Origin of the sequence: Bradyrhizobium sp. CCBAU 25338 (genome assembly GCF_028128965.1) — a bacterium.
Lineage (GTDB): Bacteria > Pseudomonadota > Alphaproteobacteria > Rhizobiales > Xanthobacteraceae > Bradyrhizobium > Bradyrhizobium liaoningense.
Window position 1 is genome coordinate 285,284 of sequence record NZ_LFKY01000038.1, and the last position, 18,194, is coordinate 303,477.

The following is an 18,194-nucleotide window of genomic DNA, read 5'->3' on the forward strand; positions in this document are numbered from 1 at the left end:
AATATGTGTTGCTTTTTCCTCATCTTGGAGGCCGGAAGACCGATCGGATGCGGCCAAACGCCCCGATAAACTGGCCGCGAGGCCTGGATAAGCAAACGGCCAGGCTCTTCAGCCTGGCCGCTCATTCCAAGATGCGTTCCGGCGGCCTTATTTGGAGGCTGTCGGCAACGGCTGCGGATGCTCCGACAGCGTGTTCAGATAGGCGATAACGTCGGCGCGCTCGGAATCCTTCGGGATGCCGGCGAAGCCCATCGCGGTGCCAGGAATGAAGCCCTTCGGATTGGCGATGAACTTGTTGAGGTCGTCGAACGTCCAGTTGCCGCCCTTGGCCTTCATCGCGGCCGAGAAGTTGAAGCCACCACGGCCCTGACCCTTTGGCTCGCCGACGACGCCATAGAGGTTCGGGCCGACCCGATTCGGGCCGCCCTTCTCGAACGTGTGGCAGGCGCCGCACTTCTTGGCGGCCGCGGCGCCCTTCTCGACGGAGGCGGTCTGGAGCAGCTTCTCGATCGGCTCGGACGGTGCGGCCGCAGCGGCGCCTTCCTTGCCATGGCCGGCATCTTCCTTCACAGCGATTTCAAAGCCCGGCTTTTCCGGCATCTTGGGGGAGAACAGCGCGCTCGCGGTGAAGCTCGTCACCAGCAGAAAGAGACAGGTGCCGAGCACGGCACCGAGAATCTTGTTGAGTTCGAAAGAGTCCATTTCCGGCCAGGCCCCACCGCAAGAAGGAAACAGCGGCCCAAGCGGCCGCCAGGACGAGCCTCGGGAGAATCAAAACGTTCCTTATTGTTTCCCCGAGTTTTGCCATTGAGATATCGGTTTGCCCGGGGTCTGGCAACCCGTATAAGCAAGCCGACTTTCAGCCCGTCCCCACCCCATTTCTCGGCGCGGAAAACGCCCCGTTTCCAGGCTCTTGACCCGATGATCGATCCCCGCATCCTGGTGCTGATCCCGGCTCGCATGGCCGCCACCCGCCTGCCCGGCAAGCCGCTCGCCGACATCGCGGGATTGCCGATGATCGTGCATGTGCTGCGCCGGGCCGAAGCCGCTGCAATCGGCCGGGTCGCGGTGGCCACCGACACGCCGGAGATCGCCTCGGTCGTCACCGCCCATGGCGGCGAGGCCGTGATGACCCGCTCCGACCACCCGTCGGGCTCCGACCGCATCCACGAGGCCATGCAGAAGCTCGATCCCGAGGGCAAGGCTGAGATCGTGATCAATCTCCAGGGCGATTTTCCCACCATCACGCCGGCAACGATCCGCGAGGTGCTGCCGCCCTTCGAGGACCCCGCGGTCGACATCGTCACATTGGCCTCGCAGATCCACACCAAGGAGGAGGACCTCGCGCCGAGCGTGGTCAAGGCCATCGGTTCGCCGATCGGGCCGAAGCGGCTGCGGGCACTTTATTTCACCCGCGCCACAGCCCCCTACGGCGACGGACCGCGATACCACCACATCGGGCTTTATGCCTATCGCCGAGCGGCGCTGGAGCGGTTCGTGTCGCTGCCGCCTTCGCCCCTCGAACGCCAGGAGAGCCTGGAACAGTTACGGGCGATCGAGGCCGGTATGCGCATCGATATCATGATCGTCGACAGCGTGCCCCGCGGCGTCGACACGCCGCCCGACCTCGAAACCGCCCGCAGCATCCTTTCCAAATCCTGAGCCGCTGCTACAAGGCCGGGCAGGAGCACTTCAAGACATGAGCAAGCTGAAAATCGCATTCCAGGGCGAGCCTGGAGCCAATTCCCATATCGCCATCGTCGAGGCCTATCCCGACGCCGAACCGATGCCCTGCGCCACCTTCGAGGATGCGCTGTCGGCGATCTCGTCGGGCGAAGCCGAGCTCGGCATGATCCCGATCGAGAACTCGGTCGCCGGCCGCGTCGCCGACATCCATCATTTGCTGCCGGCGTCGGGCCTCTTCATCATCGGCGAATGGTTCTTGCCGGTCCGGCACCAGCTGATGGCGGTGAAGGGGACCAGGCTCGAAGACATCAAGAGCGTCGAGAGCCATGTGCATGCGCTCGGCCAGTGCCGGCGCATCATCCGCAAGCTGGGCATCAAGCCGATCGTGCACGCCGACACCGCCGGCAGCGCCCGCGACATCTCCGAGCGCAAGGACAAGACCGTGGCCGCGATCGCCTCGCGTCTCGCCGCAAAGATCTACGGCCTCGACATTCTCGCCGAGGACATCGAGGACGAGGCGCACAACACCACGCGCTTCGTGGTGCTGGCACGCGAGCCGAAATGGGCGCCACAAGGCATGGGCCCGCTGGTCACCACGTTTGTGTTCCGGGTGCGCAATTTGCCGGCCGCGCTCTACAAGGCGCTTGGCGGCTTTGCGACCAACGGCGTCAACATGACCAAGCTCGAGAGCTACATGGTCGACGGCAACTTCTTCGCCACGCAATTCTATGCCGACGTCGACGGCCACCCCGATGACAAGGGCCTCGCTTTCGCGATCGAGGAGCTGAAATTCTTCTCGCGCGAATTCCGCATCGTCGGCGTGTATCCGGGACATCCGTTCCGGGCGACGTTCAGCGAGACGCAGGATTGAATGCGTGTCCCGGACGCGCGAAGCGCGAGCCGGGACCCAGGGGCCGCGAGACAAGAGCGGCGATGGGGCCCCGGCTCTGCAACGCACCGCTGCGTGCTGCGCTGCGTCCGGGGCCGAGTTGCTTAAGCCGCGTACTTGACCAGCCCGAACGCCTCCGCCAGCAGCGAATACGATTTCTTGCGCGCCTCGTGGTCGTACACGGCGGTGATCACCATCAGCTCGTCCGGCTTGCTGGTGTAGATCAGCGGCTGAAGCTTCTTCTGCACCGTCGCGGGACTGCCGACGAACAGGCGCGAGCGGTTGCGCAGGATCGAGGTGCGCTCGGCGTCCGTATACGGATAGGCGATCGCCTCCTCGACGCTCGGCAATGGCAGATATTGACCGCGGTCACGGCGCAGCCGGTTGAGATCGAAGGAGGAGGCGAGCCTCTCCGCCTCCTCGTCGGTATCAGCCGTAATGACCGCGACTGCGAGAATGGCATGTGGACTCGCACGCCAGGCTGAGGGCTGAAAACGATTGCGGTAATGGATCATCGCATCGATCGCGTCGTGGGTGGCGAAATGATGGGCGAAGGCGAAGCCCATGCCGACTTGTGCGGCCAGTTCCGAGGAATAATCGCTGGAGCCGAGCAGCCAGATCGGCGGCAACCTGGTGTCGTCGGGCATCGCGACGACGTTGTTGTAGGGGTGGCCCGCAGGGAATTCGCGGGTCTCCCACAGAATCAGCTCGTGCAGGCGCTCCAGGAAATCGTCGCCCTCGCGCCGGTCGAGCCGGCTGCGCAGCGCGTAAGCCGTCGCACCATCGGTGCCCGGCGCGCGGCCGAGGCCGAGATCGATCCGGCCGGGAAACAGCGCCTCCAGCATCTTGAAGCGCTCGGCCACCATCAGCGGCGCATGGTTGGGCAGCATCACGCCGCCGGAGCCGACGCGGATGTGCTTCGTCACCGCTGCGATCTGCCCGATCATGACGTCGGGCGCGGGACTCGCGACGGAAGCGAGGTTGTGATGCTCGGCGAGCCAGTAGCGGAGATAGCCGAGCCCATCGACATGGCGCGCCAGATCGATGCTGTTGCGCAGCGCCGCGGCTGGCTTGGTGCCTGTCGTAACGACGGAGAGGTCGAGGACTGAGAGCGGGATCATGGCGCATTAACCTAACGAAGGGCCGGGCGGCGGCAATGGCAGGCTGCGCAGGTCAGAGGGTACAGAGGGGCGGGTCGTCGCGGACGACGCCGGTTGGGACAGATTACCTTTGCAGCACGACGAATTCATCATGCCCACTAACAAAATTGACATTTGAAGGCGCTTGAATCAAATAAATTCGTTGAAACACAATACGTTAAACTATCTGATCCGCCTTCCCACCACAAAGGCCGTTCGGCGCTAAATCTCACGGCATCCAGCGTTAGTGGGCCATTTCCCATCATCGATGGGCTGTCGGCCAAACTGCCTTTGCCTTATCTTAGGCCCTCCCAAGCTAGACCCCACGGCCGGCGGAAATTGGAGCGAGTGGTGCCATGACTGACGTGACGACGCCTGCGACGGCCCACGGGCACCTGAAGCGGCCTGCGATCTCCTTCGAGTTCTTTCCGCCAAAGACCGAGGAGATGGAGCGCAATCTCTGGGACACCATCAAGCGCCTCGCCCCGCTCGAGCCGAAATTCGTCTCGGTGACCTATGGCGCCGGCGGCTCGACCCGCGAGCGCACCCATTCCACCATCGCCCGCATCCTGAAGGAGACCGCGCTGCTGCCCGCCGCGCATCTGACCTGCGTCGGCGCCTCGCGCGGCGAGATCGACGAGATCGTCGACCGCTATCACGAGGTCGGCGTCCGCCACATCGTGGCCTTGCGCGGTGATCCCGTCGGCGGCATCGGCACGCCCTATTCGAGCCATCCCGACGGCTACCAGAGTTCGGCCGACCTCGTCGCCGGAATCAAGAAGCGGCACGGCGACATCGAAGTGAGCGTGTCGGCCTATCCCGAGAAGCACCCCGAGGCACGCGACTTCGATGCCGACATCGACACGCTCGAGGCCAAGGTCGATGCGGGGGCGACGCGCGCGATCACGCAGGTGTTCTTCGACAACGACCTCTACTTCCGCTATCTCGACCGTGTCCGCGCCCGCGGCATCGACATCCCGATCGTGCCGGGCATCATGCCCATGCACAATTTCAAGCAGGCGCGCAATTTCGTCACCCGCGCCGGCACCACCGTGCCGGACTGGTTCGCCGCGAAATTCGACGGCCTCGACGACGATGCCGAGACGCGCAAGCTGGTGGCCGCAACCGTCGCGGCCGGCCAGGTGCAGAAGCTCGCCAAGCACGGCGTCGACACCTTCCACTTCTACACCATGAACCGCGCCGATCTCGTATTTGCGATCAGCCATTTGCTCGGCATTCGCGCCAAGACCGCCCAGAAGGCTGCGTAAGATCAGATGACCGTACCCGTATCCGCCAAGCGAACCGCCCTCCTCGACGCCGCACGCGAACGCATTCTCGTGCTCGACGGCGCCATGGGCACGATGATCCAGAACCTCCAGCTCGACGAGGCCGCCTTCCGCGGCGAGCGCTTCAAGACCTTTCATCGCGACCTGCGCGGCAACAACGACCTCCTGATCCTGACCCAGCCGCAGGCGATCGAGGACATCCACGCCGCATACTTGCGCGCCGGCGCCGACATCGTCGCGACCAACACCTTCTCCACGACCTCGATCGCGCAGGCCGATTACGACCTCGCCGGCATCGTCTACGAGATGGCGCGCGAAGGCGCCCGCCTCGCCGGCAATGCCGCACGGCGCGTCGAGGCGGAAGATGGCAAGCCGCGCTTCGTCGCCGGCGCCATCGGCCCCACCAACCGCACCGCCTCGATCTCGCCGGACGTTTCCAATCCCGGCTACCGCGCCGTCACCTTCGACGATCTGCGCAAATCCTATGGCGAGCAGATCCGCGGCTTGCTCGACGGCGGTGTCGATCTGCTGCTGGTTGAGACCATCTTCGACACGCTCAACGCCAAGGCGGCGCTGTATGCGATCGCCGAGATCACCGAAGAGCTCGGCATCGACGTGCCCGTGATGGTGTCGGGCACCATCACCGACAAGTCCGGCCGCCTGCTCGCGGGCCAGATGCCGGAAGCGTTCTGGAATTCGGTGCGGCACGCAAAACCCGTCACCATCGGCTTCAACTGCGCGCTCGGCGCCGAGGATCTGCGCGCACATATTGCCGACATCGGCCGCGTCGCCGATACGCTCGTCTGCGCCTATCCGAACGCCGGCTTGCCCAACGAATTCGGCCAGTATGACGAAACCCCCGAATACATGGCGCGCCTGATCGGCGAGTTCGCCCGCGACGGCCTCGTCAACATCGTCGGCGGCTGCTGCGGCACCACGCCGGACCATATCGCGGCGATCGCAGCGGCCGTCGCCCCGCACAAGCCGCGCATCGTGCCGGAGATCGAGCCTCGCTTGAGGCTCTCCGGCCTCGAGCCGTTCGTGCTGACCGACGCGATCCCGTTCGTGAACGTCGGCGAGCGCACCAACGTCACGGGTTCCGCCCGCTTCCGCAAGCTGATCACCGCCGGCGACTACACCGCCGCGCTGCAGGTCGCGCGCGACCAGGTCGAGAACGGGGCGCAGATCATCGACGTCAACATGGACGAGGGCCTGCTCGACTCCGAAGCTGCGATGGTGACCTTCCTCAACCTCGTCGCCGCCGAGCCCGACATCGCCCGCGTCCCCGTCATGGTCGACTCCTCGAAATTCTCGGTGATCGAGGCCGGCCTGAAATGCGTGCAGGGCAAGCCGGTCGTCAACTCGATCTCGATGAAGGAAGGCGAGGAGAAGTTCATCCACGAAGCGCGGATCGCGCGCCGCCACGGCGCGGCCGTGGTGGTGATGGCGTTCGACGAGGCCGGCCAGGCCGACACGTTCGCGCGCAAGACCGAGATCTGCAAGCGCGCCTACGACATCCTGGTGGGCCGCGTCGGCTTCCCGCCGGAGGACATCATCTTCGATCCGAACATCTTCGCGATCGCGACCGGCATCGAGGAGCACAACAATTACGGCGTCGACTTCATCGAGGCGACGCGCTGGATCCGGCAGAACCTGCCGGGCGCCCATGTCTCCGGCGGCGTCTCCAACCTATCGTTCTCGTTCCGCGGCAACGAGCCGGTGCGCGAGGCCATGCACTCGGTGTTCCTGTATCACGCCATCAAGGCCGGCATGGACATGGGCATCGTCAATGCCGGTCAGATGATCGTCTATGACGACATCGATCCGGAGCTGCGCCAGACCTGCGAGGACGTCGTCCTCAACCGCGATCCCGGTGCATCCGAACGCCTGCTGGCGCTCGCCGAAAAATTCCGCGGCAAGAAGACCGAAGGCAAGGAAGCCGATCTCGCCTGGCGCGAATGGCCGGTGGAGAAGCGGCTGTCGCATTCGCTGGTGCACGGCATCACCGAATTCATCGAGCAGGACACGGAGGAAGCGCGCAAGACGTCCTCGCGCCCGCTGGACGTGATCGAGGGCCCGCTGATGGCCGGCATGAACGTGGTCGGCGACCTCTTCGGCGACGGCAAGATGTTTCTGCCGCAGGTCGTCAAGTCCGCGCGCGTCATGAAGCAGGCCGTTGCTTACCTCATGCCCTTCATGGAGGAAGAGAAGGCGCGCAACCTCGCAAACGGCATCGGCACGGAGGGCTCCTCGTCCGCCGGCAAGATCGTGCTTGCGACGGTCAAGGGCGACGTGCACGACATCGGCAAGAACATCGTCGGCATCGTGCTCCAGTGCAACAATTTCGAGGTCATCGATCTCGGCGTGATGGTGCCGGCCGCCAAGATCGTCGAGACCGTGAAAGCCGAGAAGGCCGACATCGTCGGGCTGTCGGGCCTGATCACGCCCTCGCTCGACGAGATGGCGTTCTTCGCCGGCGAATTGCAGCGCGAAGGCCTCAAGCTGCCGCTGCTGATCGGCGGCGCCACGACCAGCCGCGTGCATACCGCCGTGAAGATCGATCCGAGCTATCGCGCCGGTCCCGTCGTGCACGTCAACGACGCCAGCCGCGCCGTCGGCGTCGCGTCCTCGCTGCTCTCGCCCGAGAAGCGCGAGGCCTATGCCGCCGAGGTGCGGGCCGAATACGCCAGGATCTCGGAGGCGCATCTGCGCGCGCAGGCGGACAAGAAGCGCCTGAAGCTCGAGGCCGCCCGCGCCAACCGCGTGCCGGTCGACTTCGCCAAGAGCAAGCCGGTGAAGCCGACCTTCCTCGGCATCCGCAGCTTCGACGAGTACGATCTCGCCGAGCTCGTGCCTTACATCGACTGGACGCCGTTCTTCCAGACCTGGGAGCTCGCCGGGCGCTTCCCCGCCATTCTCGACGACGCCAAGGTCGGCGAGGTCGCGCGCTCGCTCTATGACGATGCGCGCAAGATGCTCGACACCATCGTCAGGGAGAAATGGTTCCGGGCGCGCGCCACCATCGGCTTCTGGCCGGCGAATGCGCAGGGCGACGACATCGTGCTCTATGCCGACGAGAGCCGGACCAAGAGCATCGCGACGCTGCACACGCTGCGCCAGCAGCTCGAGAAGCGCGAGGGCCGCTTCAACGCGGCGCTCGCCGACTTCATCGCGCCCGCGGGCGTGCCCGACTACATCGGCGGCTTCGTGGTCACCGCCGGGATCGGCGAGGACGCGGTCGCCGATCGCTTCAGAAGCGCCAACGACGACTACTCCTCGATCCTGTGCAAGGCGCTGGCCGACCGCCTCGCCGAAGCCTTTGCCGAGCGCATGCATGCCCGTGTGCGCCGCGAGTTCTGGGCCTATGCACCGGACGAGGCGCTCTCCAGCGAGGAGCTGATCCTGGAGAAGTACCAGGGCATCCGTCCCGCGCCGGGCTATCCCGCCCAGCCCGATCACACCGAGAAGGCGACGCTGTTCGAACTGCTCGACGCCGAGGCGACGGCCGGCGTGAAGCTGACCGAGAGCTTTGCGATGTGGCCGGGCTCTTCCGTATCAGGGCTCTATTTCGCGAACCCCGAGAGCTATTATTTCGGCGTGGGCAAGATCGAGCGCGACCAGGTCGAGGACTATGCAGCGCGCAAGGGCATGACCATCGCGGAAGCCGAGCGCTGGCTCGCGCCGGTGCTGAACTACATTCCCTCGCAGCAGAGCGCGAGCGACAAGACCTTTGCGGCGACGCCCGCGAATGACGAGGCCCCCAAGGACCTCGCCTCGCACCCGCCGGGCTGCACCTGCGCGGTGCATCTGGTCTGGCAGAAGAAGCGCGTGGGGGCGGGTTAGCCGCGTCTCCAAACAAAAACTGCGAAAACAACCCCATGCACAGTAGCGATGGGGTTGAAAAGCTTGGGCAATTTCGGTCTTGCCGAAAGCGAGTTGCGGCGTCGGGCAAAACAGCAGTAGTATTCCATCATCGGCTGCTGCGCCGGTCTTAAGCTTTCGGCCTCGCCACCCGCCGTCATTCCGGGGCGCGCCTTTTGGCGCGAGCCCGGAATCCATTTCTCCGCATCATCCGCCGCACGATGGATTCCGGGCTCGCGCTTCGCGCGCCCCGGAATGACATCGGGATGAATCACCCCTTCGGCGGCGCCAGCGGCTGCACGATCTCCTTGAACGGTGCCAAAGCTTCGCAACGCTCCGCATGCGCCGCTAGTGCCTGATAGCGTGACGCGTCGAACAGCTGCGGGTGCGCCTCGCGGGTGAAGCGGACGACGCAGGCCACCGCGACGTCGGCATGGCCGATGCGATCGCCCAGCCAGTACGGCGTCGTCACCTTGGCGCGCTCGGATTCCAGCACGCCGAGCACGTCCGCGATCTGCGCCTGGCAGCGCTCGACCCATAGCGCGAGCTGCTCCTTCCGCAGCACGCGCTCGTAGAGCAGGCTCACCGCCTTGTCGCCGAGGCCCGAGGCGAGCGCGCAGATGCGCAAATGCCTGCGCCGCTCGGCGCCGCCGCGCGGCAGCATCGCCTTTGCCTCGCCGGCGAGTTCGTCGAGATAATCGAGAATGATCATGCTCTCGATCAGCGCCTCGCCATCGTCGAGCACAAGGGTCGGCACACGGCGCAGCGGATTGTACGGCGCGATCTTGTCGGCATCGCCGAAGGTCGACCACGGCCTGTGCTCGAAGGCGAGCCCGTAAAGCCGGAGCGCAATCGCGACGCGGCGGACGAAGGGGGAATCATATTGGCCGATCAGGAACATGGTTCTCGCTCTTCTCGATCGTTGGACAAGGCAGGGCCGTTTAGTTTCCACGACCAGATCGGCGCGGCGCAACAAAAATCCCGGAAACGGAGCATTGCGCCGGCTGCAACGGCGCCCGCGACAGCATGACGCGCACCACGCTCAAAGTCCGTCCTGGATCGAGCGCTTGATCGCGGCGATCGCCGTCTCGTTCCGCTTGTACATCGTCCACTGCTTGATCCGCTTGGCGCGCACCAGCTTTGCGGCGGTCAGCACCCGCATGTGCTCGCTCACCGTCGGGGCGCTGACGCCGAGCTTTTCGGCGATCAGCAATCCGCAGACGCCGTCCTCGACGAGGTCGCCATCGGCCTGCTCGCGAAAATGCCGCCGCGGATCCCGCAGCCATTCCAGGATCTGCAGGCGGCGTTCGTTGGCGAGCGCGCGCAAGGCGACGGCAAACTTCATTTAGCCATTTTGCTAATTACCTAATTGATGTCAACTCTCCGATACGCTATCAAGGACAGCATCATGACAGCGACAATGGACATCACGCGGGAGCGGATTGCGGCGACCGAGGCGGTCATCCGTCCGCATGTCAGGCGCACGCCGCTCCTTCAGGCCGACCTTTCCGATTTCACCCTGCCGTCCGCGCCCCTCACGTTCAAGCTCGAGATGCTGCAGCATTCCGGATCGTTCAAGGCGCGGGGCGCCTTCGCCAACCTGCTGCTGCGGCAGGTGCCGGAGGCCGGTGTCGTCGCCGCGTCCGGCGGCAATCACGGCGCGGCCGTGGCCTATGCGGCGCAGCGGCTCGGCATTCCCGCCACGATCTTCGTGCCTGACGTTACCTCGCCGGCCAAGGCCGAAAGGATCAGGGGTTATGGCGCAAAGCTCATGATCGCGGGCAGCCGCTACGCCGATGCGCTCGCCGCGAGCGAGGCGCATGTCGCGCAGACCGGCGCGCTTGCCGTCCATGCCTACGATCAGGTCGAGACCCTGCTCGGCCAGGGCAGCGTCGGACTGGAGCTGGAGCAGGACGCGCCAGGCATCGATACGCTGCTGGTGGCGGTCGGCGGCGGCGGGCTGATCGGCGGCATTGCGGCGTGGTATGCCGGCACGACACGCATCGTCGCGGTCGAGCCGGAGCAATCGCCGACCCTGCACGCCGCGTTCGCGGCGGGCGCGCCGGTCGATGCGCCGGCCGGCGGCATCGCCGCCGACAGCCTTGCGCCGCGCCGCGTCGGCGAATTGATGTTTCCGGTCGCGCGGGCCCATGTCGAGCGCGTCGTCCTGGTCAGCGACGATGCGATCCGGCAGGCCCAGGCCGCGCTATGGTCGCACTTGCGCCTCGTGGCCGAGCCCGGCGGCGCCGCCGCCTTTGCCGCGGTGCTCTCGGGCCGCTATCGTCCGTCACCAGCCGAGCGCGTCGCGGTTCTGGTCTGCGGCGCCAACACCACAGCGGTGAATTTCGACAGGTGATTGGGAATGGCATGTGGGATTGCGCGGACTGATCCTGATATCGATCCTGTTGCCGATGATCGGCGCCGCCCAAGCCCAGGGACCGCCCGATCGGCTTCCTGACGCCGTCGAAGATCATCGCCTGCCAGTTCTTCAGCAATAGCGGACAGGGCGAGCTCCGCTGCGACATCATGAACATGGACGCACGCCCGCGCCGGCCCGCCGATCGCGAGCGGGGCGCGCGAAGCGCGAGCTATGATGCGCAATTGCGCATCTGGGAATCCATCGTGCATCGTCTCCTGCTGACAAATGGATTCCGGGCTCGCGCCAAGTGGCGCGCCCCGGAATGACGGTGGGGAGGCAGCCGTGCACTATTCGATGATCGGCACATGCTTCGCCGCATCGCGCGGCGCGGTGCCGTCGAGGCGCGGATCGTCGGCGATCTCGATCTGGCGGCGGAACGCGCGGAAGCCGGAGCGCTGATAGAAGGCGACGGCCGATGGGTGGTCGAGCGTGCAGGTGTGGACCCAGACGCGGCGGAGATCGCGCGACCATGCCAGCTCCAGCGCGCGGTTCATCAGGAAGCGGGCGGCGCCGGTGCCGATCAAGGGTGCGGTGACGCCGAAATAGACCAGCTCGCACTGGCCGGGCTCGCGGAAGTCCAACTCGAGCAGGCCTTCGTCGCGGCCGTCCAGGGCGAGGGCGTAGACTTCGATTCCCGGCGCGTGGATGATTGCGGCGAGCTCTGCATCGGTCATGCGTGCGCGCGAGAACCACAGCCAGTTCTCGCCGACGCGGCGGAAGAGATCGCGGTACCAAGGAAGCGCGGGGGCGTCGACCTTGCGCAGGGTCCAGGTGCCGGGGGGATCGGCGCGGCGCGCGGGAGGTGCAGTCATCTCCAGATGCGTGACGACGGCGGCGATCTTGCCGGCGGGTACGTCGGAATAGCCGTCGGGGAGGATCATGCTTGCTCCACTTCATCCCGAGAAATGCGAGAACTGTCGCTACACGCTCCGTTGTCGTCCCGGACAAGCGAGCATAGCGAGCGTTGACCATAGCCACAGGGAGTGGTTTGGCGAAGACTGGTCGTTCGGGATTGGCTCTGCCTGTTATCGACAGACCTCGCGGTATGGGTCCCTGCGCCCGTGCGCAATTGCGCACTAGGCAGGGACGACCCGGCGAGAGAGCCGTGCCTACCCCTCCCCCTCGTCGCTCGCCAGCACGCCCTTCACCGCCCTTGCCCAACCCGCCAGCTTTCGCTCGCGCGTCGCCTGGCTCATGTTCGGCTTGAAGCGGTGCTCGAGGCGCCAGTTGTCGGCGAACTTGGTCGGCTCGGGATAAACGCCGGCATTGAGGCCGGCGAGGTAGGCGGCGCCCAGCGCCGTGGTTTCCTGAATGACGGGGCGATCGACCGGGGCGTCCAAGAGATCGGCGAGGCGCTGCATGGTCCAGTCCGAGGCGGTCATGCCGCCGTCGACGCGGAGCACGACGCTCGCGGTTTCCGAGCTCGGCCAGTCCGCGCGCATCGCGGCCCAGAGGTCGTAAGTCTGGTAGCAGACGCTTTCGAGCGCGGCATGGGCGAGCTCGGCCGGGCCGGTGTTGCGGGTGAGGCCGAACAGCGCGCCGCGGACGCGCGGATTCCAGTAGGGTGCGCCCATGCCGACGAAGGCCGGGACGAGATAGACGCTCTGCATGGAGTCCGACTGATCGGCAAGAGGTCCGGTCTCGGCGGCGTGCTTGATGATGCCGAGGCCGTCGCGCAGCCATTGCACCGCCGAGCCGGCGACGAAGATGGAGCCTTCCAGCGCGTAGGTGCGTTTGCCGTCGAGCTGGTAGGCGACGGTGGTGAGCAGCTTGTTCTTCGACACCACCGGCGTGGTGCCGGTGTTGAGCAGCGCGAAGCAGCCGGTGCCGTAGGTGGACTTCATCATGCCCGGGCGGAAGCAGGCCTGGCCGATGGTGGCGGCCTGCTGGTCGCCGGCGATGCCGGAGATCGCGATGGCGCCGCCGAACAGGTCGGGCGTGCTCTCGCCGAACCGGGCGGAGGAATCCTTCACCTCGGGCAGCATCGAGCGCGGCACGCCGATGATCTCCAGCAGCTCGTCGTCCCACTGGCCGGTGTGGATGTTGAACAGCAGCGTGCGCGAGGCGTTGGTGGCGTCGGTGGCGTGCACCTTGCCGCCGGTGAGGCGCCAGAGCAGGTAACAATCGACGGTGCCGAACATGAGCTCGCCGCGCGCGGCGCGCGCCCGGGCGCCGGGGACGTGGTCCAGGATCCAGGCGACCTTGGTGCCGGAGAAATAGGGATCGATGATCAGGCCGGTCTTCTGCGAGATCACCGGCTCGCGGCCTTCTGCCTTGAGTTTCGCGCAGATGTCAGCGGTGCGGCGGTCCTGCCAGACGATGGCGCGGTGCACGGCCTGGCCGGTGGCGCGGTCCCACACCACGGTGGTCTCGCGCTGGTTGGTGATGCCGATCGCGGCGATGTCCTTGGCGGTGATGCCGGCCTGCGCGATCGCCTCGCGGCAGACCATCACCGTCGAGGTCCAGATGTCCTCCGGCTCGTGCTCGACCCAGCCCGAGGCCGGAAAATGCTGCGGGAATTCCTGCTGCGCCTTCGCCGCGATGGAAATATCGCCGCGAAACACGATCGCGCGCGAGGAGGTGGTGCCCTGGTCGATGGCGAGGACGAAAGACATGGCGGCTTACCTTGGCGTTTTCCCTGCGGAGGATCATTGTGTCGCGCCAAAGAAACGGGATTGCCAGCAAGAGGTCAAGGTGGCCGACCTACCCTCCCCTGGAGGGGGAGGGTCGATCGCGCGAAGCGCGAGCGGGGTGGGGTGAAGCCACAACGGCGGTCTCACATTCGTTTCAGAAGGCCCTTTGACACGCGTTCAGAACCACCGCATTCGCGGATGGTCTGTCACCCCACCCCGCTGCGCATTGCATGCGCAGCGACCCTCCCCCTCCAGGGGAGGGTAAAAAAGAGGCGCTCGAACGTCATGTTCGACGATGCTTCAAAGGTGTGGCTTCCGCCTCACGCGATCCGTACAGCTCGACATAGATCCGTTCGAGCACGGCGGTCAGGTCGGTCATGATCTCCGAGTTCCAGAACCGGACAACGCGATAGCCTTCGTTCTCGAGCCAATGTTGGCGTTCGAGATCACGTTTGGCTGTGTCGTCCTCGTTGTGGTGGCCGCCGTCGAGCTCGATGATGAGGCGCTTGGCTGGACAGAAGAAGTCAACGATGTAAGGGCCGATCGGCGCCTGACGGCGGAAGTGCGAGCCTTCGAGCGGAAGCTCCTTGAGGGCACACCACAGGATGCGCTCGTGGGGCGTCGTATTCGCTCTCAGCTTCTTTGCGGCGGCGCGTCGGATCGATGTTGAGACCATTGCTGTGGCTTCACCCCACCCCGCTCGCGCGTTTGCGCGAGCGACCCTCCCCTGGAGGGGGAGGGTAAGGGAAGCGCAGCGTCGGTGCAATTGCACGTCGTGAGAGGCCTACACTGCCGCCGTCGTCACGCCGCCGTCGATGACGATGGTCTGGCCGGTCATGAAGCTCGACGCATCGGAGGCGAGATAGGCGACCGCGCCGGCGATTTCGTCGGGCTCGCCGATGCGGCGAAGCGGCGTGGTGGCGGTGCGGCGCTTGAGGTTGGCTTCGTCTTCCCACAGCGCGCGGGCGAAATCGGTCTTGACGAGGCCGGGCGCGATGCAGTTGACGCGCACGCCCTTCGGGCCCCATTCGCCCGCGAGCGAACGGCACAGCGCGAAGTCGGCGGCTTTCGAGATGCCGTAGGCGCCGATCACGGTGGAGCCGCGCAAGCCCCCGATCGAGGAGATGATGACGACGGAGCCTTTGCCGCGCTCGGCCATCTGCGGGATCGCGAGCGCGGAGAGCCAGATGTTGCTCTTGACGTTCGAGCCCATGATCTTGTCGAAGGCTTCATCGGTGATGTCGAGCAGCGGGCCGTAATACGGGTTCACGGCGGCGTTGCAAACGAGGATGTCGATCTTGCCGTAGTGCTTCGTGGCACCCGCGATCAGCGCCTCGACCTCGCTCTTGCGCGCGATGTTGCAGGGGATGACGATGGCGTCACCGCCGGACGCGTTGATGCCGTCGGCGACTTCCTTGCAGGCCTCAAGCTTGCGCGAGGAGACCACGACCTTGGCGCCGAGCCTGGCAAGAAGTTCGGCGGAGGAGCGGCCGATGCCGCGGCTGGAGCCGGTGACCACGGCGACCTTGCCGGTGAGATCGAACGGGGTGTTCTTCATTGTGTCCCTCTTCTGGTCATTCCGGGGCGCGCGAAGCGCGAGCCCGGAATCCATTTCACCGCGCGTGATGCCGCCTGATGGATCCCGGGTTCGCGCTACGCGCGCCCCGGGATGACAGCGGCGGAGTGACTCAGATCAACCCACCCGCATCGGCGACACGGCGCTGGTGGTAGTCGGTGTCACCGAACGTGTTCTCGATCATGGTGAGGCGCTTGAAGTAGTGGCCGATCTTCGCCTCCATGGTCATGCCGATGCCGCCGTGGAGCTGGATCGACTGCTGGCCGACGAATTTCAGCGACTTGCCGATCTGCACCTTGGCCGCGGCGATCGCATTCGTACGCTCCCTGGCGTTCTCGAAATCACCCGCCATGGTCGCGAACATCGACATCGAGCGCGCCTGCTCGGCGGCGACGAACATGTCGGAGGCGCGGTGCTGCAGCGACTGGAACGAGCCGATGGCGACGCCGAACTGCTTGCGCGTCTTGATGTACTCGACCGTGGTCTTGAGCGACTCGTCCATCAGGCCGACCGCCTCGGCGCAGAGCGCAACGCGGGCTTCGTCCACCACGCGCTCGATCAGCGCGAGGGAGTCCTCGGGGTTGCCGAGCAGGGCGTCGGGACCGACCTCGACACCGGTGAAGGTGATGTCGGCGGCATGCAGGCCGTCCTGGGTCGGATAGCCCTTCTTGGCCACGCCCTTGGCGTTCGCCGGGACCAGGAACACGCCGATGCCGCTCTTGTCACGGCGATCGCCCTTGGTGCGCGCGGTGACGATGAGGGTGTCGGCGTTCTCGCCGTTGAGCACGACGAACTTCTCGCCGTCGATGATCCAGCCATCGCCCTTCTTCTTCGCGGTCGTGGTGACGTCGAACAGATCGTAGCGCGAGTTCTTCTCGAGCTGGGCAAACGCCAGCGTCTTGCTGCCGTCGATGATGCCCGGCACGTGCGCCGCCTTCTGCGCATCGGTGCCGGCATGGCGCAGGAAGCCGCCGCCGATCACGACCGTTGCGAGATAAGGCTCCAGCACCAGCGCCTTGCCGAGCGCCTCCATCACGATCATGGTCTCGACGCCGCCGCCGCCGAAGCCGCCATCGGCCTCCGCGAAGGGCAGGCCGAGCAGGCCCTGCTCGGCGAGCTTGAGCCAGACCGCTTTGCTCCAGCCGCCCTTCTCCTTCATGTACTTCTTGCGCTGCTCGAAATCGTAGGAATCGGTCAGCAGGCCGTCGATGCTTTCCTTGAGAAGCCGCTGCTCCTCGGACAGATCAAAATCCATTTCTTTGGTTCCTTGTACCCGGACTTATCTAACTTCGTCATTCCGGGATGGCCCGAAGGGCCAGGCCCGGAATCCATTTCGCCTCAGCGTATGCGGCCCGATGGATTCCGGGTTCGCGACTTCGTCGCGCCCCGGAATGACGGTGGAATATTGCCCTCCCCGCCGTCGCGGAGAGGGGGCAGATCACAGCCCCAGCACCGCCTTGGCGATGATGTTGCGCTGGATCTCGTTGGAGCCGCCGTAGATCGAGACCTTGCGGTTGTTGAAGTAGCTCGGCGCGATCTGGGCGGTCCAGTCCATGGCTTCGTTGGAGCCGTCGTCGCCGTGCTCGTCGTAGGGTGCAGCGAACGGGCCGATCACTTCCATCAGCAGCTCGGTGGTGGTCTGCTGGATCTCGGAGCCCTTGATCTTCAGCACCGAGGACGCCGGGTTCGGCTTGCCCTTGCCGTGCTTGCCTTCGTCGGCGACGACGCGGAGCTGGGTGAGCTCGAGCGCCTTCAGCTCGATCTCGCAGGCGGTGAGCTTCTCGCGGAACGCCGCGTCCTGGATGATCGGCTTGCCGCCGGATTCGACCTTGGAGGCGAGCTCCTTGATGCGGCGGATGCGCTCCTTGGAGACGCCGACGCGGGCGATGCCGGTGCGCTCGTTGCCGAGCAGGAACTTCGCGTAATCCCAGCCCTTGTTCTCCTCGCCGATCAGGTTCTCGTAGGGCACTTCGACGTCGTCGAAGAACACCTCGTTGACCTCATGGCCGCCGTCGATGGTCTGGATCGGGCGCACGGTGACGCCCTTCGACTTCATCGAGAACACGATGAAGGAGATGCCCATCTGTTTCTTGGCGTTGTTGTCGGTGCGGCAGAGGCAGAAGATCATGTCGGCGTGCTGGGCGAGCGTGGTCCAGGTCTTCTGGCCGTTGATGATCCACTTGTCGCCCTTGCGCTCGGCCTTGGTCTTGAGCGAGGCGAGGTCGGAGCCGGAGCCGGGCTCGGAGAAGCCCTGGCACCACCAATCGTCGACATTGGCGATGCGCGGCAGGTACTTCTTCTTCTGCTCCTCGTTGCCGAAGGTGTAGATGACCGGACCGACCATGCTGACGCCGAAGGCGAGCGGCTGCGGCGCCGGGTGAGCCTGAAGCTCCTCGTTGAAGATGTAGTGCTGCACGGCGGTCCACCCGGTGCCGCCATATTCCTTCGGCCAGTGGCTGACGCCCCAGCCCTTCTTGTTGAGGATGCGCCACCACGTCACCATCTCGTCCTTCGAGAGGTGGCGGCCCTCGACCAGCTTGCGCCGCGTATCCGGCGGCACGTTGTCGCGGAAGAACTGCCGCACTTCCTCGCGAAACGCCTGCTCTTCTTTCGTGAATGCGAGATCCATCGGATCCTCCTGTGAGCGATTTTGTTCTTACCAAACCCGCCGTCATTCCGGGATGCGCCGTAAGGCGCAGGCCCGG

16 protein-coding genes are annotated in these 18,194 nt (G+C 65.5%); 5 read left to right on the forward strand and 11 right to left on the reverse strand.

What is annotated here, in order from left to right; translation table 11 throughout:
* Positions 1–147: 147 nt before the first annotated feature.
* On the reverse strand, positions 148–702 hold the full coding sequence (locus tag ACM42_RS21535; RefSeq protein ID WP_271529807.1) for a c-type cytochrome: 555 nt from the start codon (positions 700–702) through the stop codon (positions 148–150).
* Positions 703–921: 219 nt separating this feature from the next.
* Here ACM42_RS21535 and ACM42_RS21540 point away from each other — a divergent pair, with 219 nt between their 5' ends.
* Positions 922–1,662 (forward strand): 3-deoxy-manno-octulosonate cytidylyltransferase, encoded by a 741-nt coding sequence (locus tag ACM42_RS21540; protein WP_271529808.1) that lies wholly within the window; start codon positions 922–924, stop codon positions 1,660–1,662.
* Positions 1,663–1,699: 37 nt separating this feature from the next.
* Positions 1,700–2,557 carry a prephenate dehydratase gene (locus tag ACM42_RS21545; RefSeq protein ID WP_271529809.1) on the forward strand — a complete coding sequence of 286 codons (858 nt, stop codon included), beginning with the start codon at positions 1,700–1,702 and terminating at the stop codon, positions 2,555–2,557.
* Between the two features lie 122 nt (positions 2,558–2,679).
* Here ACM42_RS21545 and ACM42_RS21550 read toward each other — a convergent pair whose 3' ends face one another.
* The gene (locus tag ACM42_RS21550) at positions 2,680–3,696 is read right to left on the reverse strand and encodes an LLM class flavin-dependent oxidoreductase (protein ID WP_271529810.1); all 1,017 of its coding nucleotides are present in this window, start codon (positions 3,694–3,696) and stop codon (positions 2,680–2,682) included.
* 374 nt (positions 3,697–4,070) lie between these two features.
* Here ACM42_RS21550 and metF point away from each other — a divergent pair, with 374 nt between their 5' ends.
* The gene (gene metF, locus ACM42_RS21555) at positions 4,071–4,982 is read left to right on the forward strand and encodes a methylenetetrahydrofolate reductase [NAD(P)H] (protein ID WP_271529811.1); all 912 of its coding nucleotides are present in this window, start codon (positions 4,071–4,073) and stop codon (positions 4,980–4,982) included.
* 6 nt (positions 4,983–4,988) lie between these two features.
* Positions 4,989–8,843 (forward strand): methionine synthase, encoded by a 3,855-nt coding sequence (gene metH / locus ACM42_RS21560; protein ID WP_271529812.1) that lies wholly within the window; start codon positions 4,989–4,991, stop codon positions 8,841–8,843.
* Here metH and ACM42_RS21565 read toward each other — a convergent pair.
* The 3 genes from ACM42_RS21565 to ACM42_RS21575 form a co-directional block, all read right to left on the reverse strand.
* Positions 8,840–9,136 (reverse strand): hypothetical protein, encoded by a 297-nt coding sequence (locus tag ACM42_RS21565; RefSeq protein ID WP_271529813.1) that lies wholly within the window; start codon positions 9,134–9,136, stop codon positions 8,840–8,842. The genes metH and ACM42_RS21565 overlap by 4 nt on opposite strands.
* Positions 9,133–9,762: a glutathione S-transferase family protein gene (locus tag ACM42_RS21570; protein ID WP_271529814.1), complete on the reverse strand. Its 630-nt coding sequence runs from the start codon at positions 9,760–9,762 to the stop codon at positions 9,133–9,135. Before ACM42_RS21570 ends, ACM42_RS21565 begins: the two co-directional genes overlap by 4 nt.
* A 141-nt stretch (positions 9,763–9,903) precedes the next feature.
* Positions 9,904–10,206, reverse strand: a complete 303-nt coding sequence (locus ACM42_RS21575) for an ArsR/SmtB family transcription factor (protein WP_028177302.1) — start codon at positions 10,204–10,206, stop codon at positions 9,904–9,906.
* Positions 10,207–10,233: 27 nt separating this feature from the next.
* On the opposite strand from ACM42_RS21575, the gene ACM42_RS21580 reads away from it, so the two are divergent.
* Positions 10,234–11,217 carry a threonine/serine dehydratase gene (locus tag ACM42_RS21580; protein ID WP_271529815.1) on the forward strand — a complete coding sequence of 328 codons (984 nt, stop codon included), beginning with the start codon at positions 10,234–10,236 and terminating at the stop codon, positions 11,215–11,217.
* Positions 11,218–11,567: 350 nt separating this feature from the next.
* On the opposite strand, the gene ACM42_RS21585 is transcribed toward ACM42_RS21580, so the two are convergent.
* From ACM42_RS21585 to pimC, 6 genes are all read right to left on the reverse strand, one after another.
* Positions 11,568–12,161, reverse strand: coding sequence for a GNAT family N-acetyltransferase (locus ACM42_RS21585; RefSeq protein WP_271529816.1), 594 nt, complete (start codon positions 12,159–12,161; stop codon positions 11,568–11,570).
* Positions 12,162–12,389: 228 nt separating this feature from the next.
* Complete coding sequence (gene glpK, locus ACM42_RS21590; RefSeq protein ID WP_271529817.1) at positions 12,390–13,895, reverse strand: glycerol kinase GlpK; 1,506 nt, start codon at positions 13,893–13,895, stop codon at positions 12,390–12,392.
* Between the two features lie 301 nt (positions 13,896–14,196).
* Positions 14,197–14,589 carry an endonuclease domain-containing protein gene (locus ACM42_RS21595; protein ID WP_271529818.1) on the reverse strand — a complete coding sequence of 131 codons (393 nt, stop codon included), beginning with the start codon at positions 14,587–14,589 and terminating at the stop codon, positions 14,197–14,199.
* A 108-nt stretch (positions 14,590–14,697) separates the two neighbouring features.
* Entirely contained in the window at positions 14,698–15,471 is a 774-nt protein-coding gene (locus tag ACM42_RS21600; protein WP_271529819.1) for an SDR family NAD(P)-dependent oxidoreductase, read from the reverse strand.
* A gap of 130 nt (positions 15,472–15,601) precedes the next feature.
* Positions 15,602–16,744 (reverse strand): pimeloyl-CoA dehydrogenase small subunit, encoded by a 1,143-nt coding sequence (gene pimD / locus ACM42_RS21605; RefSeq protein ID WP_271529820.1) that lies wholly within the window; start codon positions 16,742–16,744, stop codon positions 15,602–15,604.
* 183 nt (positions 16,745–16,927) lie between these two features.
* Complete coding sequence (gene pimC, locus ACM42_RS21610; protein WP_271529821.1) at positions 16,928–18,118, reverse strand: pimeloyl-CoA dehydrogenase large subunit; 1,191 nt, start codon at positions 18,116–18,118, stop codon at positions 16,928–16,930.
* Positions 18,119–18,194 lie beyond the last annotated feature (76 nt).